This is a genomic window from Metabacillus sp. SLBN-84 (genome assembly GCF_053629595.1).
This window is the reverse complement of sequence record NZ_JBRJIP010000001.1, coordinates 2,547,758-2,570,799: the sequence shown is the minus strand read 5'-3', so window position 1 is coordinate 2,570,799 and position 23,042 is coordinate 2,547,758. Positions and strand designations below refer to the sequence as shown.

The following is a 23,042-nucleotide window of genomic DNA, read 5'->3' as shown; positions in this document are numbered from 1 at the left end:
GATGGCAAATCAAAACTCAGGAAACCCAAAAGTAGATCTTGCATATCGCCGCAAGAAAAACAAAGAAGATATGAAATATCAGGTCGTAACCTTTGCACTGATGATCTTCCTGACTGTCATTGCTTTTGTTGCGATCGGATATGACGGCATTGCAGAATGGTTTAAGATTCCATTTATCCTTCTTCTTGCTGTCGTACAGGTTATTTTCCAGCTTTACTACTTCATGCACATGAGCCATAAAGGACATGAGGTGCCTGCGCTTTTCCTTTATTCAGGAATCGGCGTTGCGTTTTTAACAGTCCTTGCTTTTGTCACAATCATTTGGTGGTAAGTTCTGATCCGGCTGATTTTTCAGCCGGATTATTTTTATGTTTTTCTTTCAGGCAATCCTGGAAGTCCTGTGTCTTTGTCATAGAACGTTCATTGATAGCGCTTCATCTAAGGTGTATAATAGGACAGGGAGTACTAGCAGAAATAGGAGTTGAACTCATTGTTAAATTTAGAAATGTTTGGCTTTAGAGCAATGTGGAGCCCGTACTTTTTTCTGTTTACAGCAAGTATTCTAGTGGTCTATTTCCTTGCAGCAGGGCCGCTTAGAAGCCGTTTTAAAGACAGTGAACCTGTCACGTTCAAACAGAAATCCCTGTTCACGGCGTCTATTCTTCTTCTTTATGCGGTAAAAGGCAGTCCTCTGGATTTAATGGGGCATTTAATGTTCAGTGCACATATGACACAAATGGCCCTCTTATATTTGCTCGTTCCGCCGCTTATGATCTATGGTGTGCCCGTATGGATGTGGAGAGCCATCATTTACAGACCGGTTATTAAACAGACAGTTTCCTTCCTGTCCCGTCCGCTGATTGCCCTTTTTGTATTTAATGGCGTTTTTTCGCTCTATCATATTCCTCTTGTTTTTGATGCTGTGAAAACAGACCATATCCTTCATGCGGCTGTTACCATCTTTATTTTTATTGCCGCAATGCTTATGTGGTGGCCTCTGTTAAATGAGCTTCCTGAATGGAGAGAGCTTGGCGGAATTAAGAAGATCGGCTACATATTTGCAAATGGAATGCTGCTTACACCGGCATGTGCGCTGATTATCTTCGCAGATATATCTTTGTATTCCACCTACACGAATCCAGCTGCCTGGGCGAGTGCTCTTGAACTGTGCGTTCCTGCAAGCATGCTGGCAGGACTTGATCTGACCGGCCCGGAAATGTTTAATACCCTTCCTTTAGTGGAAGACCAGCAGCTTGGCGGCATCATGATGAAGATTATTCAGGAATTTGTCTATGGGGGACTGCTCGGGATTATTTTCTTTAAATGGGCCCGAAAAGAAAGAGAGAGAGACGAACTTGAAGAACGCAGCCGTCTTGCTCCTCAGCCGGTAAAATAAGATACGCTCCGGTTTTTCTGCTTATCAATCTATGATTACTATATTAGGAGCTGCCAATATGAACGTACCTCTTTTACCTACTATCAGTACAGCCTTTATCGTTCTCAGCGCTGCAGCCGTTGCTGTTGGATGGTATCTTATCAAACAGCGGAGAATAGAGGCGCATCAGAAGGCGATGATGACGGCCGCTGTTTTTGCGATAATCTTTTTTATTGTCTATGCATCACGGACAATCTTTGTCGGGAACACTGCTTTCGGCGGACCTGATTCTATTAAAATCTACTATACAGTATTTTTGATTTTCCATATCACTCTTGCAACTGTAGGGGCAGTGCTTGGAATCATCATGCTGGTCTCAGGTTTTAAAAACAGGCTCGCAAGGCACAGAAAGCTTGGACCCGGAACAAGCGTCATCTGGTTTTTTACTGCAATCACAGGAGTTGCTGTTTATTTTCTCCTTTATATTCAATATAAAGGCGGAGAAACGACATCTGTGTTTAAAGCGATATTTGGATTTTAAATGAGGAAGCAGTAGAATGAAAGATTTCTATTGCTTCTTTTTTATGCTCTGAACATGAAAAAACGGACTGCAGGAAGTATAGGACGCTCATTATGGCCATAAAATGAAAGTATGAGGGAGTTCTTGAAAGGGAGTGTCGGGAAGATGATTGAAATTATAACAGACCGGCTTTTAATTATTCCTTGTTCATTGGATATTGCAAAATCGCTGATTTTCCACAGAAAGGAACTGGAAACCCGGTCCCCGATTGGAATACCCTGTGCCTGGCCTTCTTCTGCTGTAAGAGGGATGCTCCCGCTGTATATTGAAAAACTCGAGGAAAACGATCAGGAGTACGGATGGGGCCTTTGGCTGATCATTTTATACAATGAAAAAAGAATTATCGGCGATTTGTTTTTTCAGGGAATGCCTGATGACAGCGGGACAGTTGAGCTGTGCTACAACATTCATGAAGCTGCTGATGAAGAAAGTCTGACCTATGAAGCGATTGATGCTGTCATGGAATGGCTGACAAGTGAACGAAAAGTAGCCAGCATTCAGATGGAGTGTCTGGATGAGAACAGCAAATCCATTAAACTGTTTGAAAAGCTCGGTATGATCTGCACGAAAAAAGAAGATGTTTTTTTATCCTGGGAGCTGAAAAAGAAAGCATAGAAGAGAGGTGTCAAGCATAGGAAGAGCCGAAAAAAGAATGGAAGCAGATCTGCCGTTTTTTCAAGGTGCACCCGGGGAAGATTTAATTGTCCGCATTAGAGAGTTAACTTATTCGGGTCATAAGCTTAAAGCCGTTCAAGTAAGCGCATCCCCTTTCATTAATTGGAGGTCCCGCAAGTTGGACAGGCAAATGAAGGGTTTTTTTGAAGACTGGAGAAATCAGGGATGTCACATGGTATTTTTTGATGACGTGCCTCTCTCCTTCATAAGGAAGTATGGCATTGAAACTTTAATAGGTGCAAGGGAATGGAGAATGGCTGCGGAATGCCTTTATTTACGGTCATTTAACAGTACCTGTGAAGTATTTGAAGCTGATGGAATCAGCGGTGAATACTTGTCAAAACAGATTGTGAAGAAATTATCCGGGCATCACACCTGTCTAATTTCTTCTTCCGACAGCCTCACTGATCATAAGAGTGTAGGACAATACTCGCTTTTTGCAGCGGTTAACGACAAAGGTGAAGCCATTGGCTATATGAAATGTTTCCTGGCTGATCAAAAGCTTCATATAAAAGAATGGGCTGCAATCAGCCCGAAGGCTAAACCGGCCCTTTGGAACAAAATCAGGACGCTACAAGTAAATGAAATAGTTTTGACTGCACAAGAGAGTGATTCATTTCCATATCAGTTGAAAAATCGGTTTTTATCAAGCCGCCATATTCCAGCTATTATTGGGAAAATTACGAATCTGCCTGATTTTTTAGCTATGTTTCCTTTTGAAAACGAAGGAAGTCCGCTGTATTTACACGTTACGGATTCATCCATGCCTGCAAACAGCGGCACATACTGCATTGAAGGAGGCGCGGGAAGAGCTGTACGTTCTGACGCCAGTAAAATGGGGCTGTATATGGACAGCGGTATTCTCGCTGCGGCATTGTTTAAAAGTCTTAATCCAAGGGTGCTTTTTGAAGCAGGATATATAAAGGGTTCTAAAAATGATATGAGCCTGCTGGAGAAGATTTTGCCGCGTCAAAAGCCCCATTGTTATGTATAAATGGAAAAGCCGGACAAAAATGTCCGGCTTTTCTATCAGATCTTTTTCAATTGTGACGATTGCTTCAAAAAAACAAAAGCTGCAAGAGCTTTTGCTTTTCTGCCATCTGCTTCTGCACTTGCCAGAGACAGTTTAAACGATGCGGCCGATTTCTTCTTTCAGCTGTTTCAGAAGATTTTTGCTTGTGTTTAAAACAGCGTTTGGAAAATCCTCGCCTTCTCCGTATTCAACACCATGAGGATAATAGTGCTTTCCAAGAAGAGGAGTCATGAGTTTAATTACTGCATGTCTTGATCCGATATCACCTTCAGCGGCATAGCCCGGAATGCGCAGGTAGAACGTTTCCCCTTTGTTTTCAAACTTGCGGTCATATGTAACGCGCTCATAATCCCATTGGCCTGCACGGACAATTCCAAGATCATCCATGATTTCATCCAGTCTGTTCAGTTCAATTGTAAGCCCGTCAAGTCCCGTGTTTTCCATTTTCATTATGTATTCCCTCCTAAAAACCTTGTCGCGGCATTTTCATTAGTAAAGCGCTTTAATGAACTCCCCTTCAATCATAGTACGAATGCATCGAACTTTCAATCTTTACCTTTTATTTTACATCTTTATCTTGTTTTTGGACAAACTGGGTGTATTGGAACGGTTCCGTTCACATATCGTTTGTCAGGAGGATAAAAGATGCAAAAAGTGAAAGATATTATGTCTGAAGATATTCAGGTATGCACACCGCTTGATAATGTTTATGAGGCTGCTGTTAAGATGAGGGACTGGGATGTAGGTTCGATTCCCGTAGTCGAAGGGGATAAGCTGATTGGAATGATTACAGACCGTGATTTGGTTATTCGGGGAATAGCTGAAAAACATCCGGGGTCCAACAAGGTGACAAACGTGATGAGTGATCACCTCTGTACAATCGGCCCGGATGCAACAGCGGAAGAAGCTGCAAGGCTCATGGCCGAGCATCAGATCAGACGGCTTCCTGTAGTGGAAAATGGCCGTATGCTGGGGATGGTTTCACTGGGAGACCTGTCACTTAATCATCTGACAGATCAAAGAGCAGGAACGGCGCTCTCAGACATTTCTGAACATGGAAGCCATTTCCACTGAAGATGAAAGGAGCATGCAGCTGCATGCTCCTTTTTAAATATAAAGCACTTCTGAACCTTACAATTTGAAAAAAAACCTGTTTTTTGATTAAATGACGTATAAAAGGATATACTATCTGCCAATCTTGTGAAATACTGTTTACTAGTATATAGATTTTGCTGTTTCATATAATGGCAGAAACGAAAGACCTGGAGGGATGAAAGCTGGGCGGTATATTTAAGACGTTTTTTCTTTTGCTGATTATTGCAGGTTCTTATTTTTTATATATTCAGTATGGAACTCATGAGCAGCCGATCAGACAGCAGGATGAGAGCGAACAGCTCGCCGGGCAGTCTGAAGAGCAGCTGAACGTGCCGGAAGAAGGGGTATTATCCTTCATTGGAAAATCATCAGATGAAATCGTGAATACACTCGGGGAACCAGTCAGAATTGATCCGTCTTCCTACGATTATGAATGGTGGATTTATAATCAGAATGACAGGCAATATCTGCAGGTTGGAGTAAAGGAAAATAAGGTTGTAACCGTTTATGCAATTGGACCTGATGTCAACGTGAATCCTTATAAGCTCGGACAGCCTGCCGGGGATGTTTTTAAAACAAACTCCATATCTTCAAGCATTTCCATTGATCTGAATGGCAGCTCCTACCGGTTTGAAATGTCGGAGGAAGATATGAACACGAGGCCTGTTGTGCAGATTGGTGATATTTTTGTTCAGCTTTATCTGGATAAATTTGATGGAGAACTGTCAAGCATCCGGGCTCTGGATAAAGAGACCCTCATCAAGCAGAGGCCGTACGAAGTGGTTTACAGAGGTGAACTTCTTGAACCCGCAGAACTGACAGATGAACAGTGGAAGGCGGTCGAAGAAGGCGCAGAAAAACAGATTCTGGATCTGACAAACGTGATCCGCGACAGGCACGGCGTACCGCCTGTAGAATGGGATCAAATGACTTCAGAGGTTGCTTTCGGTCACAGCAATGATATGCTCGTCAACAATTACTTCTCTCATGAATCACCGACTGAAGGGAGTCTTGGCGACAGACTGAAAGAAGGGGGAGTCACTTATCAGCTTGCGGGTGAAAATATTGCTGCCCAGTACATTGACGGCATTGCTGCGGTTGAAGGCTGGCTTAACAGCAAAGGCCACAGAGAAGCCCTGCTGAACCCTGAATTTACGAAGCTTGGTGTAGGTGTCAACGAGCTTTACTATACACAAAACTTTATCAGGCCTTTTGAATAAGGATAGAAAAGACATCCGGGAGGGATGTCTTTTCTTATGCTTTGCGGTATGCTCTTCGTTCGGCATAGGCTTTACACAGCCTGCACACATGGATTTTCTTCTGTTTTTCCCCAAGATAAACCTCTGAATTCTTCACTTTCTTTTTACAGAAATAACAGGTCTTTTTAAAAAATGGAAACATTGGATCCCCGCCTATTATGGAGTTGGTCTGTCGATGATAAAAAAGCTTGCTGTACAATGGGCCATTAATTTTCCGTCATCGCGGACAACTCTGCCTTCTGTCACAAGCGTTTTGCTGCCCCTGTGGATAAGAGTTGCGGTGCACGTGAGCTCTGAGCCGATGCCCGGAGCCACATAGTTAATCTTCATTTCAGACGTTACGGCTGCAAGATGACCCGGCAGGACGTGATGGACAAGAGAACCCATGGCAGAGTCAAGCAGAGTAGCGGTGATGCCTCCGTGCACAATCTCCAGTGAATTTTGAATTAAAGGGGTATTCGGTATTTTTAAAATAAATTCATTTTCCCGGTATTCCCCGCTTGGCGCAAGGAATGCTCCTATGTATGTACCGTTTTCTTTTTGCGCTTTCTTTTGCAGTCCCAAAAGAAACAGCTCGGCTGCTGGAAGATCCTCCTCCTTAATCTCGGCCAAAAGCTTCGCAATTTCTGCCTTTTCCATGTCTCACTCATCCTTTCTGTTCTGCTTTTATCTTATCAGCTGCTGCAAACTGAGCGCAATCAGGATTTTCCAGTGAAGGATGGAAAATACACTGCTTTTATAAAATTGGGCGAACCGATTGACCGTTTAAAAATAAAATAAAGCAGGCGAATGTAAGCAGAGGTGATCATAATGACTGAGAAAAAAGAACATCCATCTATTGCACAATTTAAAGAATTTGTAAAAAAACATCCAAAATTGATTTCAGAAGTCAGAAAAGGCGATAAAAAATGGCAGGAATTATTTGAAGACTGGTATCTGCTCGGAGAAAATGATGCTTCCTGGCAAAAATACAGCGAGGACGCGGCTGAGTCTGAAAGTGCAGAGGATAAAAAATCCGATTTTATGTCCCGAATGATGACAGCTGTTAAAAACATGGACGCAAATCAGATGAATCAGCATCTGTACAACATGAACAGCACAATCTCTTCCATTCAAAATCTGTTTTCAACATTCGGGCTGACAAAAGGTGCTTCATCCGGCCAGTCAAAAACGCAAAACAATCCTTTTTCGTTCAGAAAAGATTAAGCAGGAGCGGGTGAAATGAGAAAAGAAATTCAGGACATGATTGCAGCAGATAATGAATTAAAAAAGTTCCTGCGCGAGCAGCCGCAGTGGTACAGAAAGCTGTCGAGAAACCCGGGCGACACCGAATCGATGAAGCTTGCGATGATGAATTATTATCAAAAAACCATCCCGCACAAAGTAGCCCAATTTTCTAACTCCGTCAACATGGCTTCCATGATGCTCGGCATGCTTCAGTCCATGAGGCAGCAGGATTAATAGAAGAGAGGTCAGGTAAAGACTTTCTCTTCTATTTTCTTTTACCCGGACATATTTGGCTTCTTTCTGGTGAAACTACCGTGAGAAGGAGGCGTTGTTATTGTGAAACATTTTATTTGGCTGTTGATATTGGCTGCGGCTCTATCTGCATGTTCTAATGAAAAGCCCCGGCCTGAGGGGGAGGAAACGATCCCTATGGAAGTCAGCATGCTTGGCGATGAAGCGGTTGAAACAGCCGTTCAGCCGAGGCAGCTGAATGTCACTCATCATGTAAAGGGAAGCAATGTATACATAGAATGCTACATCCCTAATTTTTCCTTTTCGGATAAGCGCGGGGAAAAGGTTAACGGAGAAGGCTATCTAAATTTGTATATAGACGGAAAAAAAACAGATGAAATTCATACAGCTGCTTTTATCATTAAAGGACTGGACAAAGGAACCCATACGATTTATATAGAAGTGCTCCACAACGATTCTTCCCGTTATCATCTGAAAAAGACGTGGAACGTCACAATCTGATGCAGGACGAGCCGCTCCATTTACCATTGAGGCGCAAACATGGTAGAATGTAGATTGAGGTGATGTTTCTATGCTAGCTACAATGGAAAGCGTTCAATTGCTCGATGAAGCTGAGCTTCTTGGTGCATTAGTTGTACAATCAGAAATTGCGGAAGATTACCGCCGCACTTTAGATACATTAAGAAAAGACAAATCAGCACAGAAAGTGATTGCGCGTTTTGTTGAGATAAAGAATTTATATGAGGATGTTCAGCGTTTTGGAAAATACCATCCCCAATATAAAGAAATAACAAAAGCGATGAGAGATGCTAAACGGGAGCTCGATCTCCATGATGCAGTGGCTGCTTTCAAAAAAGCGGAGAAAGAACTGCAGAATCTTCTCGATGAGATCAGCGTTGAACTTGGCACAGCCGTGTCACAGAATATTAAAGTGCCGACCGGTAATCCTTTCTTTGATTCCGGTTCAAGCTGCGGGGGCGGATGTGGCTCCGGCGGGTCGTGCGGCTGCAAAGCATCATAAAAGCGAGGCTCAGCCTCGTTTTTTATGTCTGTTTTTTAAACGGATGCAGTCATCGCATAAATTACCGCAGCAAAACATCTTTTCCTGGGGCACATAAAAACGGTGGCGGAATACATAAAGATTTTTATCCTCTCTGACAAAAACGGGTTCAGCCGTCAGCCTTTTGCCGCGCATGGCAGTCCGTGCCGACTTCTCAATCAGTAAGGCAAGCTCATCTGCTGATGCATTCCCTTTGCACGCAATATAAAGAAACGGGATGCCTGCTGTTTTTTTAACCGAGCACGCAAGGCGTTTGTCCTCATTCATAAGCTGCAGGAACAGCTGAAACGTCTGCTCAAGATCCAAATTGGCCAGCTCCTTTCGGGAAAGCTGCGTATTGTAAAAAAATTAGAAAATTGTTACACTTCAAGTGGAGAATATAAAAAGGGAGAATATGAACGATGTTTGATAAGCGTCAAGGCATAATTATATGGATGCATTCGTTAAAGCAGATTAAAATGCTCCGCAAATTCGGCAACATCCACTACGTTTCAAAAAAATTAAAGTATGTCGTCTTATATTGTGACATGGAGCAAGTTGAACATACAATCGAAAAGGTTTCTTCCTTTTCATTCGTCAAGCATGCTGAACCGTCATATAAGCCCTTTCTTAAACTGGAGTTTGAATCGAAGATTGATAAAGCAAAAGAATATGACTATAAACTTGGCTTGTAAGAGAAAGCGCAGTCCTGACGGCTGCGCTTTTTTTTATCTTACGGGATAAGTCCTGCGTTTATTGCCAGGCAGGAAGGTATCTGTTCATTCTGAGAATGCCTGTCAGATACTGATAATATAAATCTTTTTCAGCAAACTCACCAGAAGATTTCACATTAAGTTCAATCATCGGTTTTGAGAGAGATTCGGAGAGTTCCTGAAATAATTGGCGGCGTTTTGTTTCTCCCGCAGGAATCCCTTCAAGGCATAAATAAATGGCCTGAAATTGGCCCGGATCAGTTGGTTCCATAACAACGGCAAAGGAAGACATGCTCCGTCCGTCAATGGTTGTCTCCAATAGTAAGAATCTTGAAACGCGGTGCGCATTTGCTTTAGTTGTTTCAATCAGTTCATAAAGATCGGAAAATCCTGCTCCCAGTTCAATAAAGCGCTGAATCATGTGTGTTTTTCCTCCTGTTCGTGCTTTCTTCCCATAATGTATCACTTTTTTGAGGTGCCTGGTAGGTCAAGCTTTTATTTTCTGAAGAAAAAACGCAGATGAGATGTATAGTGCGCGGACGATTGGTGGATAATGGTAGTAACAACATCGATCGAGATGTTGTTGCCAACCGCGGAGAAGACTTACGTTTCCCCATAAGTTCTTCCTCCGGTTTCTCCTCTCCCTTTGCCTTCTGCCCAAAAAAAGCGTGCTTTTTTTGGTTCAGAAGGACCCCGCAGGATGCCTGCGGGGTTTTTTTAATGCATTTGCCCATTCTCTATGGTACGATAAAACAGGCTGTTTTCATGCAGTAAAGACATAAAATGACAGTGGTGAAAAAGATGAGAGTAGTTTCTGGGAGCTGTAAGGGCCGCCCGCTTAAGGCTGTACCGGGTACGTCAACGCGCCCGACAACAGATAAAGTGAAAGAATCCATTTTTAATATCATCGGGCCTTATTTTGACGGAGGTCTTGCTGTTGACCTGTTTGGAGGAAGCGGAGGTCTTGGGATCGAGGCGCTGAGCAGGGGAATGGATACGTGCATATTTGTAGACAGAGAAGCAAAAGCAGTCGCAACTATACATAAAAATTTAGAAGCCTGCCGCTTTCAAAGTCAGGCTGAGGTTTACCGGAATGATGCAGAGAGAGCACTGAAAGCGATGGCGAAAAGAGAGCTGTCATGTGAGCTCATGTTTTTGGATCCGCCGTATAAGAAACAAAAATTGAAAGCGCTTATCGAATTGATAGACGAGCTTAATCTTGTGAAGACAGGCGGCATCATTGTGGCTGAGCATGATCATGATGTTGAATTGCCGGAAACAATCGGATCCTTTGTGATGACGAGGAAAGAAACATACGGCATCAGCGGGGTATCCATCTTTGCACACACAGAAAAAGGGACGGGGGAGTAAGATGGCGAGCATTGCAGTTTGTCCGGGAAGCTTTGATCCTGTGACATACGGACACTTGGATATTATTAAACGGGGAGCAAAAGTTTTTGATCATGTTTATGTGTGCGTCCTGAATAATTCTTCTAAAAATCCGCTCTTTAATGTGGATGAGCGCATCGAGCTTTTGCAGGAAGTGACAAAGGATATGCCGAATGTCACGGTGGAGTCGTTCAAAGGCCTTCTGATTGAATATGCCAACAGCAAAAAAGCAAGCACGATCTTAAGAGGGCTCCGTGCAGTATCGGATTTTGAATATGAGATGCAGATCACATCCATGAACAGGGTGCTTGATGAGAATGTTGAGACCCTTTTCATGATGACGAACAATCAGTATTCGTTCCTGAGCTCAAGCATTGTAAAAGAAGTGGCCAAGTACAGGGGAGATATTTCAGAGCTTGTTCCAAAAGCGGTTGAACGCGCCCTTAAACAAAAATTCAAGAAATAAAATCAAGAGGTCTCATGAATTGAGGCCTCTTTTTTTGTTGTAAAGGAAATTAGAAAGTGTAAAGGTTGTGGAAAACATAACAAAGTTATCATCGGCAAGCGGAAGCGCCTAAATCCTCTGTCAGAACAAATCCGTCAAAAAAGGCGGGAACCGGACTTTTCCGCCGGATTCTTATCTGCCTATCGGAGCGGGCCTTGGCGCTTGCGCTTTTGTTCTGCAGATCCTTCAATTTCTCTGAAGCATTCTTTTAGCGTAGATGATGATATAGACAGATAGAGAGAAAAGCGTAATGACCGGACCTGTTTCCATAAGCACGGACCAGACGGAACCAAGCACAACCGGCGCATCTTCTCTTAAAAATACCGGGATGACGGACACCTCTGAACCTGAAACTCCCAAATACAGCGGTTTCCAGAAGAGCCATGCAAAAAATGCCGCATAAACGCCCTGCAGGATCCTTGCAGCAAAAAACGGCTGAAAACGGATATCCGTATCAGCAAGGATACTTGCCACCTGTGCCTGGATGGATAATCCGCTGAAGCCAAGCATAAAGCTGACGGCAATTGCCTTTTGAAGCAAGTCTGTGTCAACCGTGCTCACAAGCTGACTGCCAAGAGTCATCTCAAATAAACCTGATACGAGGGGAAGACCAAGAGAAGCCGATAAATGAACTGAAGCGAGAATAAGGCTGAATCCTGCAGCAGCTGCATCTGTCAGAGATAAAAGGGATAATAGTTTGTTTATGACGGAAAATAAAATAATAAAGCCGCCTACCATTAAAAGCGTCTGGATGGATGAAAGAACCGCGTCGCCAAGCATTTTGCCGATCGGGCGCTGATCTTCCATCCGAGTTCTGTGCATTTCTTCAAAAGCTTCTTTAATGGACGGTATCTTTCTTGATTTGTCCTGATTTTCAGATTCGCTGTCCCTGCCGTGAAACCTCATCGTAAGACCTACTGCAAGATTTCCGGAGTAGTGGGCAGCTGCAAGCAGGAGACCAAGTGCCTGATTGTTGAAAAAACCGATCGCTACAGCACCGAATATGAACAGGGGATTTGATGAGTTTGTAAAGGAAACGAGCCGCTCGGCTTCTCCTGCAGTAAGCTGCTGTTTTTTCCTCATCTCTGCAGTCAGTTTAGCGCCTGCGGGAGACCCTGAAGCCCAACCCATCGCCCAGACAAACCCGCCAATGCCGGGCACTCTGAACAGCGGCCGCATAACTGGTTCAAGAAGTACGCCGATAAAGGCGACAACCCCGAAGCCGGTCAATAGCTGGGAGAGAATGAAAAAGGGAAGAAGAGACGGAAAAACAACTCCCCACCATAATTCTAGCCCTGTTTTAGAAGCAGTAAAGGAAACCTTTGGGCTTATGATCATGGCAAATGCAAGGATGAAAAGCGAGCATCCAAGCACGAGTGTCTTCATTTTAGATGAATTCAACATGCGTCCCCCTCTTGCTTCTTTCTATACTTTTGAAAGCAGGAAGTGATAAAATAAAATCAGACTACCTGCAGGGTTGTACACTCTTTGATACTTCAATATACGAGAATAGGGGACCGTTTTAGACCATAGAATTGACTAATGAACGAATTGACATCAGAGGAGGGTATCTCTTTGAAAAGAGAACCTAAAATTGGTCTTGCACTCGGATCCGGGGGAGCGCGGGGGTTTGCACATCTCGGAGTACTGAAAGTATTAAACGATGAAGGAATACCTGTCAATATGATTGCCGGAAGCAGCATGGGCGCGCTTGTCGGCAGTTTTTATGCAACGGGGCTCGGATTTGAGCATTTATATAAACTTGCAGTGATGTTCAAACGGAAATACTATCTTGACTTTACTGTGCCGAAAATGGGGTTCATTGCCGGAAACCGCGTCAAGGAATTTATCCGCGTTTTTACAAGAGGGATGAATATCGAAGATCTCGAAATACCGCTGTCTATCGTGGCAACGGATTTGTACGAAGGAAAAAAAGTCATTTTTACCAAAGGGCCTGTGGCAGATGCAGTGAGGGCAAGCATTGCGATTCCAGGCATATTTGTTCCTGAAAAAATTGACGGCAAACTGCTCATCGACGGCGGAGTGATTGATCGCATTCCTGTATCGGTTGTCAAGGAAATGGGGGCTGATCTCGTCATTGCTGTGGACGTTTCCCGCGTGAAAAAGACAGAAGAAATTACATCCATCTTTGATGTTATTCTGCAAAGCCTTGATATTATGCAGGATGAACTTGTTCATCACCGGAAAATTGCTTCTGACATTATGATTCGTCCGCATGTCGAGCAGTACAGTTCCAAAGCATTTAAAAACATTAAAGAAATCATTGAAATTGGTGAAAACGAAGCAAAAAAGCATGTAGAGGAAATAAAATTGCTTATAGAGAGCTGGAAGGGGTCTCAGCAGGATGAAGAAAAATACTAAACTGGTAAGAGCGATCCTTATAGGGATCATTCTGGCAGCGGTGCTGAATTTTATAAAGCTTCCTTTTTATATAACGAAGCCCGGAATGGCTACGGAGCTTGAGCCGATTATTGAAGTGGAGGGCGGCTATGAGGAGGAAGGCAGCTTTTCCCTTACAACCGTAGGTTTTGGGAGAGCCAACATCTTCTCTTATGCCATAGCTTCTGTGTTCCCGTATCACGAAATCCTTCCTCTTGAGGACGTTGTCCAGGAAGGTGAATCAGATGATGAGTATCTGAACCGGCAGCTTCATATGATGGAATCATCACAGGAATCAGCAGTTGCTCTGGCTTATGAAAAAGCCGGCAAAAAAGTAGATTATCTGTTCAGGGGAATTTACGTCATGCAGGTGGTAAAAGACATGCCTTCTGAAGGCAAGCTGAAAAACGGCGACAGAATTTTTGAAGTTGACGGCAGCGAATTTAAAACAGCTGAAGAATTTATTGCATATGTCGGCAAAAAGAAAAAGGGCGATACAATCGCAATTACATACGAACGCAATGGGAAAAAAGGAAAAACAGAGATTGTAGCCGATACCTTCCCGAACGATCCGAAAAAAGTGGGAATAGGCATATCTCTTGTAACAGACAGGGAAATTGAAACGGATCCGGACATTACGCTTGATACAAGCAATATTGGCGGGCCTTCGGCAGGACTGATGATGTCGCTTGAAATTTATAATCAGCTGACAAAAGAGGATTTTACAAAAGGCTATCAAATTGCAGGAACCGGAACGATTGACGATAAAGGAACGGTGGGGCCAATCGGAGGAATCTCGCAAAAAATTGTTGCTGCTGATAAATCGGGTGCAGATATCTTCCTGGCACCAAATCAAGAGGGCATTGAAACATCAAATTACAGGGAAGCGGTCAAGACGGCAAAAGAAATAGGCACGGAAATGAAAATCGTTCCTATAGACACCTTTAACGACGCAATCGCTTATCTGGAAAAGCTGGACGAGAAATAAAACGGGTGTCAGCACGTGAAAAAAAACCACGCAGCATTTCTGCGTGGTTTTTATGTAGATAAGCCTCAACTGAACTAAGTTCTACAAAAAACAGCCTTTCTCCCTGTCATACTGAATCGGTCTATTGGAATATTCCCGTTTTATACACTGGGACCTCAGCGGTTCAGGCAGGATCATCGCATGAACGGCAGAAGCTTTGATGTCAAGATCAAGCAGCGGGTGGCTGAATGATGAGAGAACAGAAACAAGCGGTGTCTCCAGGTTTTTTTTCACACTGTTCAAATAGGACCTGCCTGCGTCCGACATTCCGAGCAGTCTTAAATAGGGGGCGCGTCCGCCTGCCTGCTGCATTTGATCTTTCGTTGTCCGTGTTAAAAGATGAAGGCACATCCGCTGAAGTCTTGTCCACGTATATCGTTTCGTTTTAAGCTGTTCCATAAAATCTTTAAAAGATTCCGCCTGCGTCATCACAGATTTGACCCTGTTTTCAAGGCCTTCCTCAACTTCATAGATTTGTCTCATTTCTTCCATGCTCATCGTGCAGACCGTATACTTCAGCAGGTCAAAATAGTCTTCCCAGTGATGAAAAACCCCGTGCTCTGATTCATACTCGCGCAGAAGCTCGTTTGTAGACGATGGAACAAACCGGCTGATATCCTTCTGTTCATCTGAAAAAAGCGCTTTTCTTATACTTGTAGCACTTGCGATCGGAGAAGAGTTAAAATCTTCATCATGATAGCCTGCGGCGGTCCGTTTAATCGTAAGAGGACGTATGGATGCTTTCTGCTTTTGAATCGCACGGACATACTGAAACCCCAGAATATTATTCGGAAGAGACAGATCAAGCGGGCGTGAATCCGTTTCAAGGGCAAGAAATGCTGAGGTCTGGGCACTGGGATAGCTCATGCCCTCTTTCATAAACTGTTTAACCAGCTGCTGATACTCTGCATGATGGCTGTTCAGCAGCTCGGCTGTTTCAAGAAAAGGAGAGATCTCCCCGTTTTCACTGCCGAAGCATACACTGCTGCATCCGAGCGCTTCAAGAATGGAAATGGCCCCATCAGCAAAGGTTTCAGCTTTTTGAGTTGCGTAGGCATAAGGGAGTTCAATCACAAGATCTGCACCCTGCTTTAATGCCATTTTTGTACGCGCCCATTTTGAGACAAGCGCAGGCTCGCCGCGCTGAAGAAAATTGCCGCTCATCACGGCAATCACTGCATCTGCCTCAGAAGCCGTTTTCGAAGCCTCAAGATGATAAAGGTGTCCGTTATGAAACGGATTATACTCCACAACCAATCCAACCGTTTTCAAGTGGGCATGCCTCCAAACCAAATGTTTTACATAAATCATGTCGCCTGAAGCGGAGGAAGTCAAGTTCTGTTCTTGGAAAAGCTGTTTTGGTGCTTCGTAGAGATGGGTTTGAAGCTTATTTTAGCAAACATGATTGTTTATGACCGTTTAGTGAAAAGTACTGGAGCTGAAGGGTTAAACAAGGTGATTTATGACCATTAGAGGTAAGCAACAGAGCTGAAAGTTCAAAACAAAGTCGCTTATGACCCTTCAGAGGAAAGCAACAGAGCTGAAGGGTCAAAATAGAGCCGCATATGACCCTTCAGAGAGAAGCAACAGAGCTGAAAGGTTAAAACAAGGTGGTTTATGACCCTTTAGAGGAAAGCATCAGAGCTGAAAGTTCAAAACAAAGTCGCTTATGACCCTTCAGAGAGAAGCAACAGAGCTGAAGGGTTAAAACAAAGTCGCTTATGACCCTTCAGAGGAAAGCAACAGAGCTGAAGGGTCAAAATAGAGCCGCATATGACCCTTCAGAGAGAAGCAACAGAGCTGAAGGGTTAAAACAAGGTGGTTTATGACCCTTTAGAGGAAAGCATCAGAGCTGAAAGTTCAAAACAAAGCCTCAATTGCCCCTTCAGATAGAGACCTCAGAGCTGAACGGTCAAAACAAGATTGTGTTTGACCATGCAATGAAAACTGCGTGATAAAATTTCTTCAGACGGCTGACATAAAAAAATATGTTTTTTGCCCTGAATATTTTGCTTTAAATGCTTATTCATGTATACTAAACACTGTAAAGAAAAAATATTGACAAATATTATTGCGAAAGCTATAATTACCTTTGTTGCCTTGAGGTGATACCATATGAAATGGTCTATTAATGAATTGAACAAACTGCAAAACAAGGGACTGCAGATTGATGAAACGATCCAGTTAACCGATATGAAAGGCGCTCTTTCTGAGGTCCGCGATATTTCTCCGGTCTCAGTAACAGGCAGAGCCGATCTTGGCTCTTCAAAAGCTGTCTTTCATCTGACGCTTACCGGCACGCTGATTCTCCCTTGTGCAAGAACGCTGGTGGATGTTCCATTTCCGTTCGAAATTCATACAACTGAAACGTTTTTATTAAAACCGAATGCAGACTTCGAGATGGAAGAAGATGTCCATCACGTTCAGGAAGATATCGTTGACTTAATACCTGTTATTAAAGAAAACATTCTTTTGGAAGTGCCGATGCAGGTTTTTAGCGATTCTGTTGAAGAAAACGATCAGGCTGCCCCGCAAGAGGGAAAAGATTGGAAAGTGATCTCTGAAGAAGAGAACAAAAACAAGATTGACCCAAGACTTGCCGGGTTATCGAAATTTTTCGATGATCAAGACAGCTGATGCTATTGTTTAGCACTTATATATAGGCTGTTACACACTGTTTTAACGAAACTCTGTAAGGAGGTGGGAATAATGGCTGTACCTTTTAGAAGAACTTCTAAAACAAGAAAGAGACTGCGTCGTACACACTTCAAATTGCAAGTGCCTGGTATGGTAGCATGCCCAAACTGTGGTGAAGTGAAATTAGCTCACCGCGTATGTAAAGAATGTGGAACATACAAAGGAAAAGAAGTTGTAAGCAAATAACAGCTTCATTAAAAACGCAAGGATCCTAATGGATTCTTGCGTTTTTTGTGTTTTTGCTGGTTTGAGTCCCCGCCCTCCTATAAAATAAGAGTGGAGATAAAAACGGCAAGAAGGGGATGCATATGGGGAAAGTAACAGCAGTCGAAAGCGGGGGCATCCTTCAGGTTACGATAAACAGGCCTGAACGGAGAAATGCCATAGATTTTGATGTCATGAATGAACTTAGCCAGATTCTTACCGGCGCACTGCATAATGAAAGAATTCTTGCTCTGACGATAACCGGCAGCGGGACAAAGGCTTTTTGCTCAGGCGGAGACCTTTCCGTTTTTCATGCGCTTGAGTCGGAGGGGGAAGCATTTGAAATGCTGTCACGAATGGGTGATATCCTTTACCGGATCGCTGCTTTTCCTCTGCCGGTCTTTGCCCTTATTAACGGCACAGCTGTCGGGGGCGGAATGGAGATTGCTGCGGCTGCTGATTTCAGGCTGGTCAGTGAAAGTGCCGAACTGGGCTTTATTCAGGGCAGGCAGGCAATCACGACCGGCTGGGGAGGCGGTACGCTGCTGTTTGAAAAAATGCAGCATGATGCTGCCATGACGCTGCTGATGAGCGGAGGAAAAATAGGGGCAGTAAAGGCAAAAGAACTGGGATTTGCTTCAGAAGTTCTTGAAGCTTCCGATTTTGAATCCACAGCGCTGCACTATGTAAAAGAGTCGCTTGTATCTTTTCCGCCTGTGCTGAAAGCTTATAAGCAAATGCAGGTTGAAAAGTGGATGGCAACAGGGCTCAGGGACCGTATGAACAAAGAAATCCGCCAGTGTGCGAAGCTTTGGACAGGTGAAGAACATATGCGCCTGGTGCAGAAGTTCCTCGCCAAAAGTGAGACGGCAAAAAAGAGCTTGTAAGTCATCGATTAAAACATTGTCAATTAGTCTATCTACTCTAGCAGGCGCATAAGTATGTAAAAAATGCGCATTGAGGGGGAACAGACAATGACGACTACACGGCAGGATGCCTGGACACAGGATGAGGATTTAATGCTTGCAGAGATTGTACTCAGACAGATCAGGGAAGGCGGCACGCAGCTTGCTGCATTCGAAGATGTCGGCAGAAAATTGTCCAGAACGGCAGCTGCATGCGGCTTCCGCTGGAATTCGTATGTCAGAAAGCAATATAAATCTGCAATTGAGATTGCCAAGACGCAGCGTAAACAGCTGCGCAGCCAGGAATCAAACAGCCAGCCTCAAAAACAGGCTGCAAACACAGGTGATCATGAGCATGCTGAAGCGGGCGCATTGACGTTCCAGGATGTCATCTCCTTTCTGCAAAACTATGAGAACTCAGAGAATGCAGCAGAGCTCAAGAGTGAAAATGAAAAACTGGCTCAGCGCATAAAGCAGCTTGAACTTGATCTTGAGCAGGCAAAGTCAGAAAAAGAAACCATTCATAATAATCTTAAAATGGTGGAAGAGGATTATATTATGCTGATTGAAATGATGGAAAAAGCGAGAAACATAGCTGTTATGAGAGATGATGAACGAAGCAGAAAGGTGAATTTTCAATTGGACCGAAACGGAAAAATAGAACGGACAGAAAAATAAGAAATGACCGCTGACAAGCGGTCATTTCTTATTTATTAAGCAGGTTCGCCTTTCTGCTCTGACACCCCTTCAGGATACCAAACGAGAGGATTTTCTCCCTTATCCCGCTCCATATCATACGTAACTGGCTCAAATCCCATCCTTGACCAGAACTCCCCTGATTTCACGCGCGGATTTGTTTTAATCGGCACACCATAGGATTTTGCATATTCAACAAGCGCCGTGCCGCATCCCTTTCGCTTGTAATCAGGCAGAACTTCAAGCTTCCAAAGCTCCAGATAATCCTGTTTAGGTTCAAAGTAAACATCAAACCTTTTATCAACACGGTAGAGACTCATGCGGGCAACAAGCTTATCCCCGAAGTAAATCCCGTAAAATGGTGAATTGCTGTCATTTTCAATGATATTGTCCTGAAGATCGTCAAGCATTGAGAGCTCCTGAAGCCCGTACTCTTTGAACTTCTTAAATTCTTCCAGCGTTTTAAAATTTATTAATAATTTTTCTACCTTAAACATGGTTTATGCCCCCTTGCAGCCTATGAATCTTGCGTTTAAGATCATTAAAAAAGATAAAGCTTTGCGTTTATTATACCATGCTCAGAAAATTAAGAAAGGTTTTCGTATGCGTTTTCATTTTTCGGGAAGGAATCTTTAAAAAGATGGAGAAATGTACTTAGTGGGGATTTTCTTATCATCATGGGAGGGGAGAATGTTGAAGAAAATTTTAATTGCAAACAGGGGAGAAATTGCGCTCCGGATTATGAAAACGTGTCAAAAAATGGGGGTAGAAACGGTAGCTGTTTATTCGGATGCAGATGAAGGACTGCCTTTTGTAAAGGCTGCTGATTATGCATTCAGGATCGGTGAAGCGCCTGTAGCGAAATCTTACTTATTAAAAGATGATATTTTAAACATAGCAGTCCGTGAAAAAGTGGATGCCATTCACCCCGGATATGGTTTCTTGTCTGAGAATACGGAGTTTGCCCAGGCGGCAGAGGCCAGGGGGATAAAATTTATTGGCCCGAAGTCTGAGACACTTGCCATAATGGGGGACAAAGTAGCGGCAAGGAAAGCAATGAAAGAAGCAGGTGTTCCTGTCGTGCCGGGAAGCTCAGGCCTTGCTGATATGGACGAAGCATGCGCATATGCTTCTGAGATTGGCTATCCGGTCATGCTGAAAGCAAGCGGAGGCGGCGGAGGAATCGGCATGCAGCGCTGCGATGACGAGGAAGCCCTGAAAAAATCCTTTGCTTCCGTCAAAACGAGAGCAAAAGCCTACTTTGGAAATGATGATGTGTTTATTGAAAAATTCATTTCAGAAGCAAGGCATATTGAGATTCAGCTTTTTGGAGATGAGTCTGGGAATGTTGTGCACATGTTTGAGCGGGATTGTTCTGTTCAGCGCAGAAACCAGAAAGTGGTGGAAGAATCACCGTCGCCTCATCTGTCTGAAGCCACCCGAGAAAAAATGTGCGCTGCTGCAGTTGCTGCAGCCATTCATGCAGGATACATAAATGCCGGTACGATTGAATTTATTGTGGATGAAGAAGAAAATTTTTATTTTCTGGAAATGAATACAAGACTCCAGGTGGAGCACAGGGTTACAGAAGGAATAACAGGCCTTGACCTTGTTGAATGGCAGATCCGGACAGCGGCAGGGGAAAAGCTTCCATCCATGCAGCCGGAGATCACAAAAGAGGGCCATTCCATCCAGTTCAGGCTCTATGCAGAAGATCCTGTGAAATTCATTCCGTCACCAGGCTTAATTAAAGCGTTTACATTTAAAGAAATGGACGGAATCATTGTCGACTGTGCTTATGCAGAAGGGGATACAGTTACACCATTTTATGATCCGCTTGTTGCAAAAATCATTGTGACCGGTGAAAACCGTCCGGATGCTTTAGCTAAAGCCGAGACGTTTTTGAACGGAGTTAAAATAGAAGGAATTAAAACCAATCTGCCGTTATTTTTGACGATTTTATCAAACAGTCAATTTAAAAAGGGCATATACAGCACGTCCTTTCTGCAGACGGCCGTATTGGCATAAGAATGTGCGGAAAGGCTTTAACATGAAAAAAGTAACCAAACACCATGAATGGAGGATTTAAACATGATCGAAATTAAAGCAAGTATGGCAGGAACTGTTTTGCATGTATTAGTGGCAGCAGGTGATGAAGTAGCGGCTGGACAAGATGTGATCATGCTTGAGTCAATGAAAATGGAGATCCCCCTCGACAGTCCGGAGAACGGCACAGTGGAAGAGGTAAAAGCAGAAGCCGGGGATTTTGTTAACGAAGGCGATGTTCTGCTTGTTTTAAAACCGTAATGAGGAGGGATTCCAAATGATGAAAGTTGATGAACTTGAAAAATTGCTGAAAGAAAAGACAGCTGAAATCGAAGCCGGCGGACACCCTAAATATCACGAAAAACTGAATGCCCAGGGCAAGCTGTTTGTCAGGGAACGGCTGAACAGGCTATTTGACAACGGAAAGTATATAGAAGACGGCAAATTTGCCAATAATCAGGCAGGCGACCTTCCATCTGATGGAGTTGTGACCGCTGTCGGAAAAATAAACGGAGAAACCGTATGCGTGATGGCCAATGACTCGACGATTAAAGCGGGATCATGGGGAGCCAGAACCGTTGAAAAAATCATCCGCATCCAGGAAACGGCAGAAAAATTGAAAGTGCCTCTCCTTTATTTAGTGGATTCTGCAGGAGCCAGAATTACGGATCAAATTGATATGTTCCCGAACCGCCGCGGCGCAGGCAGAATTTTTTACAATCAGGTAAAGCTGTCCGGCAGCATTCCGCAAATCTGTCTTCTCTTTGGGCCTTCAGCTGCGGGGGGAGCTTATATTCCTGCTTTTTGCGATATTGTGATTATGGTTGACGGGAATGCTTCCATGTACCTTGGCTCACCACGCATGGCAGAGAAAGTAATCGGGGAAAAAGTTTCGCTTGAGGAGATGGGCGGAGCGAGAATGCACTGTTCGGTGAGCGGATGCGGTGACGTTCTTGTGAAATCAGAGGAAGAGGCGATCCTTGAAGCAAGACGCTATTTGACGTACTTCCCGCAAAACTATCTGAGCGTGACGAAAGAAGCAGAACCCGTTTTGCCAAAGCAGGGCAGACCGCTTACGGAAATTGTGCCGCACAATCAAAATGCTCCGTTTGATATGTATGAATGCATTGATTCACTTATTGATGCAGGCAGTTTTTTTGAAATCAAACGGTTATTTGCTCCTGAAATCATCACTGGATTCGCCAGACTGAACGGGAAAGTCGTGGCCATTATTGCGAATCAGCCGAGGGTGAAAGGTGGCGTGCTTTTCGTGGATTCTGCCGACAAAGCGGCAAAATTCATGCAGCTGGCAGATGCTTTCCACATTCCGCTCCTGTTCCTTGCCGATGTGCCGGGTTTCATGATTGGAACAAAAGTGGAGCGCGCCGGCATTATCCGGCACGGGGCAAAGATGATTGCAGCGATGAGTTCGGCCACTGTGCCTAAAATCTCCGTGATCGTGAGAAAAGCATACGGTGCGGGACTTTATGCGATGGCCGGCCCTGCTTTTGAAACAGATTGTGTGATCGCCCTTCCAACTGCGCAGATTGCCGTTATGGGTCCTGAAGCAGCAGTGAATGCCATCTACTCAAACAAAATAAATGAAATTGAGGATCCAAAAGAAAGAATGAAGTTTGTTCTTGAAAAGCAGCAGGAATACAAAGAAAATATTGATATTTATAAGCTCGCATCAGAAATGATTGTGGATGATATTGTTTCTGCTGATAAGCTGAGAGAAGAGCTGATCTCAAGATTTTCCCTTTATGAAACAAAAGCAATCCCATTCGGCGAACGCAAGCATCCGGTCTATCCGGTCTGATTAGACACAAGCCAGCCAAGAGCTGGCTTGTTTTCTTTTATTTGGTGAAAATTTCCCCGAACAGGCGGCGGAATAGCTATAGGAACATTTTGACTATTTTGTTATG

The 23,042-nt window shown here is 43.8% G+C and carries 30 protein-coding genes; 23 read left to right on the top strand and 7 right to left on the bottom strand.

Going from position 1 to position 23,042, the window contains the following annotated elements:
• The first annotated feature begins 1 nt into the window (after window position 1).
• The 5 genes from ctaF (at window position 2) to RKD52_RS13115 (ending at window position 3,624) form a co-directional block, all read left to right on the top strand.
• Complete coding sequence (gene ctaF / locus RKD52_RS13135; RefSeq protein ID WP_369732944.1) at window positions 2-331, top strand: cytochrome c oxidase subunit IVB; 330 nt, start codon at window positions 2-4, stop codon at window positions 329-331.
• Window positions 332-490: 159 nt separating this feature from the next.
• Complete coding sequence (gene ctaG / locus RKD52_RS13130; RefSeq protein ID WP_454100049.1) at window positions 491-1,396, top strand: cytochrome c oxidase assembly factor CtaG; 906 nt, start codon at window positions 491-493, stop codon at window positions 1,394-1,396.
• Window positions 1,397-1,454: 58 nt separating this feature from the next.
• Window positions 1,455-1,916, top strand: a complete 462-nt coding sequence (locus RKD52_RS13125) for a DUF420 domain-containing protein (RefSeq protein WP_454100048.1) — start codon at window positions 1,455-1,457, stop codon at window positions 1,914-1,916.
• A gap of 144 nt (window positions 1,917-2,060) precedes the next feature.
• Window positions 2,061-2,570, top strand: coding sequence for a GNAT family N-acetyltransferase (locus RKD52_RS13120; protein WP_454100047.1), 510 nt, complete (start codon window positions 2,061-2,063; stop codon window positions 2,568-2,570).
• Window positions 2,571-2,607: 37 nt separating this feature from the next.
• Window positions 2,608-3,624 carry a sterol carrier protein domain-containing protein gene (locus tag RKD52_RS13115; protein WP_454100046.1) on the top strand — a complete coding sequence of 339 codons (1,017 nt, stop codon included), beginning with the start codon at window positions 2,608-2,610 and terminating at the stop codon, window positions 3,622-3,624.
• A 132-nt stretch (window positions 3,625-3,756) separates the two neighbouring features.
• On the opposite strand, the gene RKD52_RS13110 is transcribed toward RKD52_RS13115, so the two are convergent.
• Window positions 3,757-4,113, bottom strand: coding sequence for a YugN family protein (locus RKD52_RS13110; protein WP_454100045.1), 357 nt, complete (start codon window positions 4,111-4,113; stop codon window positions 3,757-3,759).
• 195 nt (window positions 4,114-4,308) lie between these two features.
• Between RKD52_RS13110 and RKD52_RS13105 the strand changes: the two genes are divergently transcribed.
• A complete protein-coding gene (locus RKD52_RS13105) occupies window positions 4,309-4,737 on the top strand; it encodes a CBS domain-containing protein (protein ID WP_454100044.1) in 429 nt (142 codons plus the stop codon).
• A gap of 203 nt (window positions 4,738-4,940) precedes the next feature.
• Window positions 4,941-5,978 carry a CAP domain-containing protein gene (locus RKD52_RS13100; protein ID WP_454101215.1) on the top strand — a complete coding sequence of 346 codons (1,038 nt, stop codon included), beginning with the start codon at window positions 4,941-4,943 and terminating at the stop codon, window positions 5,976-5,978.
• Between the two features lie 195 nt (window positions 5,979-6,173).
• Here RKD52_RS13100 and RKD52_RS13095 read toward each other — a convergent pair whose 3' ends face one another.
• On the bottom strand, window positions 6,174-6,656 hold the full coding sequence (locus RKD52_RS13095; RefSeq protein ID WP_454100043.1) for a PaaI family thioesterase: 483 nt from the start codon (window positions 6,654-6,656) through the stop codon (window positions 6,174-6,176).
• A 171-nt stretch (window positions 6,657-6,827) separates the two neighbouring features.
• On the opposite strand from RKD52_RS13095, the gene ylbD reads away from it, so the two are divergent.
• The 4 genes from ylbD to RKD52_RS13075 all read left to right on the top strand — a co-directional run bounded on the left by ylbD (window position 6,828) and on the right by RKD52_RS13075 (window position 8,517).
• Window positions 6,828-7,223 (top strand): spore coat protein YlbD, encoded by a 396-nt coding sequence (gene ylbD, locus RKD52_RS13090; RefSeq protein ID WP_454100042.1) that lies wholly within the window; start codon window positions 6,828-6,830, stop codon window positions 7,221-7,223.
• 15 nt (window positions 7,224-7,238) lie between these two features.
• Entirely contained in the window at window positions 7,239-7,478 is a 240-nt protein-coding gene (locus RKD52_RS13085; protein ID WP_282033494.1) for a YlbE-like family protein, read from the top strand.
• A gap of 102 nt (window positions 7,479-7,580) precedes the next feature.
• Window positions 7,581-7,997, top strand: a complete 417-nt coding sequence (locus RKD52_RS13080) for a hypothetical protein (RefSeq protein ID WP_454100041.1) — start codon at window positions 7,581-7,583, stop codon at window positions 7,995-7,997.
• Between the two features lie 70 nt (window positions 7,998-8,067).
• On the top strand, window positions 8,068-8,517 hold the full coding sequence (locus RKD52_RS13075; RefSeq protein WP_454100040.1) for a YlbF family regulator: 450 nt from the start codon (window positions 8,068-8,070) through the stop codon (window positions 8,515-8,517).
• Window positions 8,518-8,526: 9 nt separating this feature from the next.
• On the opposite strand, the gene RKD52_RS13070 is transcribed toward RKD52_RS13075, so the two are convergent.
• Window positions 8,527-8,862 carry a hypothetical protein gene (locus RKD52_RS13070; RefSeq protein ID WP_454100039.1) on the bottom strand — a complete coding sequence of 112 codons (336 nt, stop codon included), beginning with the start codon at window positions 8,860-8,862 and terminating at the stop codon, window positions 8,527-8,529.
• Between the two features lie 95 nt (window positions 8,863-8,957).
• Here RKD52_RS13070 and RKD52_RS13065 point away from each other — a divergent pair, with 95 nt between their 5' ends.
• Window positions 8,958-9,230 carry a YlbG family protein gene (locus tag RKD52_RS13065; RefSeq protein WP_029285061.1) on the top strand — a complete coding sequence of 91 codons (273 nt, stop codon included), beginning with the start codon at window positions 8,958-8,960 and terminating at the stop codon, window positions 9,228-9,230.
• Between the two features lie 58 nt (window positions 9,231-9,288).
• Here RKD52_RS13065 and RKD52_RS13060 read toward each other — a convergent pair whose 3' ends face one another.
• Window positions 9,289-9,669: a DUF7147 family protein gene (locus RKD52_RS13060; RefSeq protein ID WP_454100038.1), complete on the bottom strand. Its 381-nt coding sequence runs from the start codon at window positions 9,667-9,669 to the stop codon at window positions 9,289-9,291.
• 380 nt (window positions 9,670-10,049) lie between these two features.
• Here RKD52_RS13060 and rsmD point away from each other — a divergent pair, with 380 nt between their 5' ends.
• Together rsmD and coaD are read left to right on the top strand one after the other, a co-directional pair.
• A complete protein-coding gene (gene rsmD, locus RKD52_RS13055; RefSeq protein WP_454100037.1) occupies window positions 10,050-10,619 on the top strand; it encodes a 16S rRNA (guanine(966)-N(2))-methyltransferase RsmD in 570 nt (189 codons plus the stop codon).
• A gap of 1 nt (window position 10,620) precedes the next feature.
• Entirely contained in the window at window positions 10,621-11,103 is a 483-nt protein-coding gene (gene coaD, locus RKD52_RS13050) for a pantetheine-phosphate adenylyltransferase (RefSeq protein ID WP_454100036.1), read from the top strand.
• 225 nt (window positions 11,104-11,328) lie between these two features.
• On the opposite strand, the gene ylbJ is transcribed toward coaD, so the two are convergent.
• Window positions 11,329-12,543: a sporulation integral membrane protein YlbJ gene (gene ylbJ, locus RKD52_RS13045; RefSeq protein WP_454101214.1), complete on the bottom strand. Its 1,215-nt coding sequence runs from the start codon at window positions 12,541-12,543 to the stop codon at window positions 11,329-11,331.
• 141 nt (window positions 12,544-12,684) lie between these two features.
• Between ylbJ and RKD52_RS13040 the strand changes: the two genes are divergently transcribed.
• Together RKD52_RS13040 and RKD52_RS13035 are read left to right on the top strand one after the other, a co-directional pair.
• Window positions 12,685-13,524, top strand: coding sequence for a patatin-like phospholipase family protein (locus RKD52_RS13040; RefSeq protein WP_454100035.1), 840 nt, complete (start codon window positions 12,685-12,687; stop codon window positions 13,522-13,524).
• Entirely contained in the window at window positions 13,508-14,530 is a 1,023-nt protein-coding gene (locus RKD52_RS13035; protein ID WP_454100034.1) for a SepM family pheromone-processing serine protease, read from the top strand. The genes RKD52_RS13040 and RKD52_RS13035 overlap by 17 nt, the downstream gene beginning before the upstream one ends.
• Window positions 14,531-14,611: 81 nt before the next feature.
• Here the strand turns inward: RKD52_RS13035 and RKD52_RS13030 are convergent, their stop codons facing one another.
• Entirely contained in the window at window positions 14,612-15,841 is a 1,230-nt protein-coding gene (locus RKD52_RS13030; RefSeq protein WP_454100033.1) for a nucleotidyltransferase, read from the bottom strand.
• Window positions 15,842-16,684: 843 nt separating this feature from the next.
• Between RKD52_RS13030 and RKD52_RS13025 the strand changes: the two genes are divergently transcribed.
• From RKD52_RS13025 to RKD52_RS13010, 4 genes are all read left to right on the top strand, one after another.
• Window positions 16,685-17,206, top strand: coding sequence for a YceD family protein (locus RKD52_RS13025; protein ID WP_454100032.1), 522 nt, complete (start codon window positions 16,685-16,687; stop codon window positions 17,204-17,206).
• 72 nt (window positions 17,207-17,278) lie between these two features.
• Window positions 17,279-17,452 carry a 50S ribosomal protein L32 gene (gene rpmF / locus RKD52_RS13020; protein ID WP_029285043.1) on the top strand — a complete coding sequence of 58 codons (174 nt, stop codon included), beginning with the start codon at window positions 17,279-17,281 and terminating at the stop codon, window positions 17,450-17,452.
• A 122-nt stretch (window positions 17,453-17,574) separates the two neighbouring features.
• Complete coding sequence (locus RKD52_RS13015) at window positions 17,575-18,357, top strand: enoyl-CoA hydratase/isomerase family protein (protein ID WP_454100031.1); 783 nt, start codon at window positions 17,575-17,577, stop codon at window positions 18,355-18,357.
• Between the two features lie 87 nt (window positions 18,358-18,444).
• Entirely contained in the window at window positions 18,445-19,053 is a 609-nt protein-coding gene (locus tag RKD52_RS13010; RefSeq protein ID WP_454100030.1) for an RsfA family transcriptional regulator, read from the top strand.
• Window positions 19,054-19,088: 35 nt separating this feature from the next.
• Here RKD52_RS13010 and RKD52_RS13005 read toward each other — a convergent pair whose 3' ends face one another.
• The gene (locus RKD52_RS13005; protein ID WP_369732965.1) at window positions 19,089-19,568 is read right to left on the bottom strand and encodes an N-acetyltransferase; all 480 of its coding nucleotides are present in this window, start codon (window positions 19,566-19,568) and stop codon (window positions 19,089-19,091) included.
• Window positions 19,569-19,764: 196 nt separating this feature from the next.
• Here RKD52_RS13005 and RKD52_RS13000 point away from each other — a divergent pair, with 196 nt between their 5' ends.
• The 3 genes from RKD52_RS13000 (at window position 19,765) to RKD52_RS12990 (ending at window position 22,936) form a co-directional block, all read left to right on the top strand.
• Window positions 19,765-21,099, top strand: a complete 1,335-nt coding sequence (locus RKD52_RS13000; RefSeq protein WP_454101213.1) for an acetyl-CoA carboxylase biotin carboxylase subunit — start codon at window positions 19,765-19,767, stop codon at window positions 21,097-21,099.
• Between the two features lie 63 nt (window positions 21,100-21,162).
• Window positions 21,163-21,378 (top strand): acetyl-CoA carboxylase biotin carboxyl carrier protein subunit, encoded by a 216-nt coding sequence (locus RKD52_RS12995; protein WP_369732967.1) that lies wholly within the window; start codon window positions 21,163-21,165, stop codon window positions 21,376-21,378.
• Window positions 21,379-21,394: 16 nt separating this feature from the next.
• Complete coding sequence (locus RKD52_RS12990) at window positions 21,395-22,936, top strand: acyl-CoA carboxylase subunit beta (RefSeq protein WP_454100029.1); 1,542 nt, start codon at window positions 21,395-21,397, stop codon at window positions 22,934-22,936.
• Window positions 22,937-23,042: the final 106 nt, after the last annotated feature.

Excerpts from the sequence above, each read along its gene's own strand:
- RKD52_RS13095 (WP_454100043.1), bottom strand. The coding sequence starts at position 6,656 with ATGGAAAAGGCAGAAATTGCGAAGCTTTTGGCCGAGATTAAGGAGGAG.
- coaD (WP_454100036.1), top strand. The coding sequence starts at position 10,621 with ATGGCGAGCATTGCAGTTTGTCCGGGAAGCTTTGATCCTGTGACATAC.
- RKD52_RS13105 (WP_454100044.1), top strand. The coding sequence starts at position 4,309 with ATGCAAAAAGTGAAAGATATTATGTCTGAAGATATTCAGGTATGCACA.
- RKD52_RS13060 (WP_454100038.1), bottom strand. The coding sequence starts at position 9,669 with ATGATTCAGCGCTTTATTGAACTGGGAGCAGGATTTTCCGATCTTTAT.
- ylbD (WP_454100042.1), top strand. The coding sequence starts at position 6,828 with ATGACTGAGAAAAAAGAACATCCATCTATTGCACAATTTAAAGAATTT.
- RKD52_RS13120 (WP_454100047.1), top strand. The coding sequence starts at position 2,061 with ATGATTGAAATTATAACAGACCGGCTTTTAATTATTCCTTGTTCATTG.
- rsmD (WP_454100037.1), top strand. The coding sequence starts at position 10,050 with ATGAGAGTAGTTTCTGGGAGCTGTAAGGGCCGCCCGCTTAAGGCTGTA.
- RKD52_RS13025 (WP_454100032.1), top strand. The coding sequence starts at position 16,685 with ATGAAATGGTCTATTAATGAATTGAACAAACTGCAAAACAAGGGACTG.
- RKD52_RS13110 (WP_454100045.1), bottom strand. The coding sequence starts at position 4,113 with ATGAAAATGGAAAACACGGGACTTGACGGGCTTACAATTGAACTGAAC.
- RKD52_RS12990 (WP_454100029.1), top strand. The coding sequence starts at position 21,395 with ATGATGAAAGTTGATGAACTTGAAAAATTGCTGAAAGAAAAGACAGCT.
- ctaF (WP_369732944.1), top strand. The coding sequence starts at position 2 with ATGGCAAATCAAAACTCAGGAAACCCAAAAGTAGATCTTGCATATCGC.
- RKD52_RS12995 (WP_369732967.1), top strand. The coding sequence starts at position 21,163 with ATGATCGAAATTAAAGCAAGTATGGCAGGAACTGTTTTGCATGTATTA.
- RKD52_RS13075 (WP_454100040.1), top strand. The coding sequence starts at position 8,068 with ATGCTAGCTACAATGGAAAGCGTTCAATTGCTCGATGAAGCTGAGCTT.
- RKD52_RS13035 (WP_454100034.1), top strand. The coding sequence starts at position 13,508 with ATGAAGAAAAATACTAAACTGGTAAGAGCGATCCTTATAGGGATCATT.
- RKD52_RS13115 (WP_454100046.1), top strand. The coding sequence starts at position 2,608 with ATGGAAGCAGATCTGCCGTTTTTTCAAGGTGCACCCGGGGAAGATTTA.
- RKD52_RS13010 (WP_454100030.1), top strand. The coding sequence starts at position 18,445 with ATGACGACTACACGGCAGGATGCCTGGACACAGGATGAGGATTTAATG.
- RKD52_RS13065 (WP_029285061.1), top strand. The coding sequence starts at position 8,958 with ATGTTTGATAAGCGTCAAGGCATAATTATATGGATGCATTCGTTAAAG.
- RKD52_RS13125 (WP_454100048.1), top strand. The coding sequence starts at position 1,455 with ATGAACGTACCTCTTTTACCTACTATCAGTACAGCCTTTATCGTTCTC.
- rpmF (WP_029285043.1), top strand. The coding sequence starts at position 17,279 with ATGGCTGTACCTTTTAGAAGAACTTCTAAAACAAGAAAGAGACTGCGT.
- RKD52_RS13005 (WP_369732965.1), bottom strand. The coding sequence starts at position 19,568 with ATGTTTAAGGTAGAAAAATTATTAATAAATTTTAAAACGCTGGAAGAA.
- RKD52_RS13040 (WP_454100035.1), top strand. The coding sequence starts at position 12,685 with ATGAACGAATTGACATCAGAGGAGGGTATCTCTTTGAAAAGAGAACCT.
- RKD52_RS13015 (WP_454100031.1), top strand. The coding sequence starts at position 17,575 with ATGGGGAAAGTAACAGCAGTCGAAAGCGGGGGCATCCTTCAGGTTACG.
- RKD52_RS13085 (WP_282033494.1), top strand. The coding sequence starts at position 7,239 with ATGAGAAAAGAAATTCAGGACATGATTGCAGCAGATAATGAATTAAAA.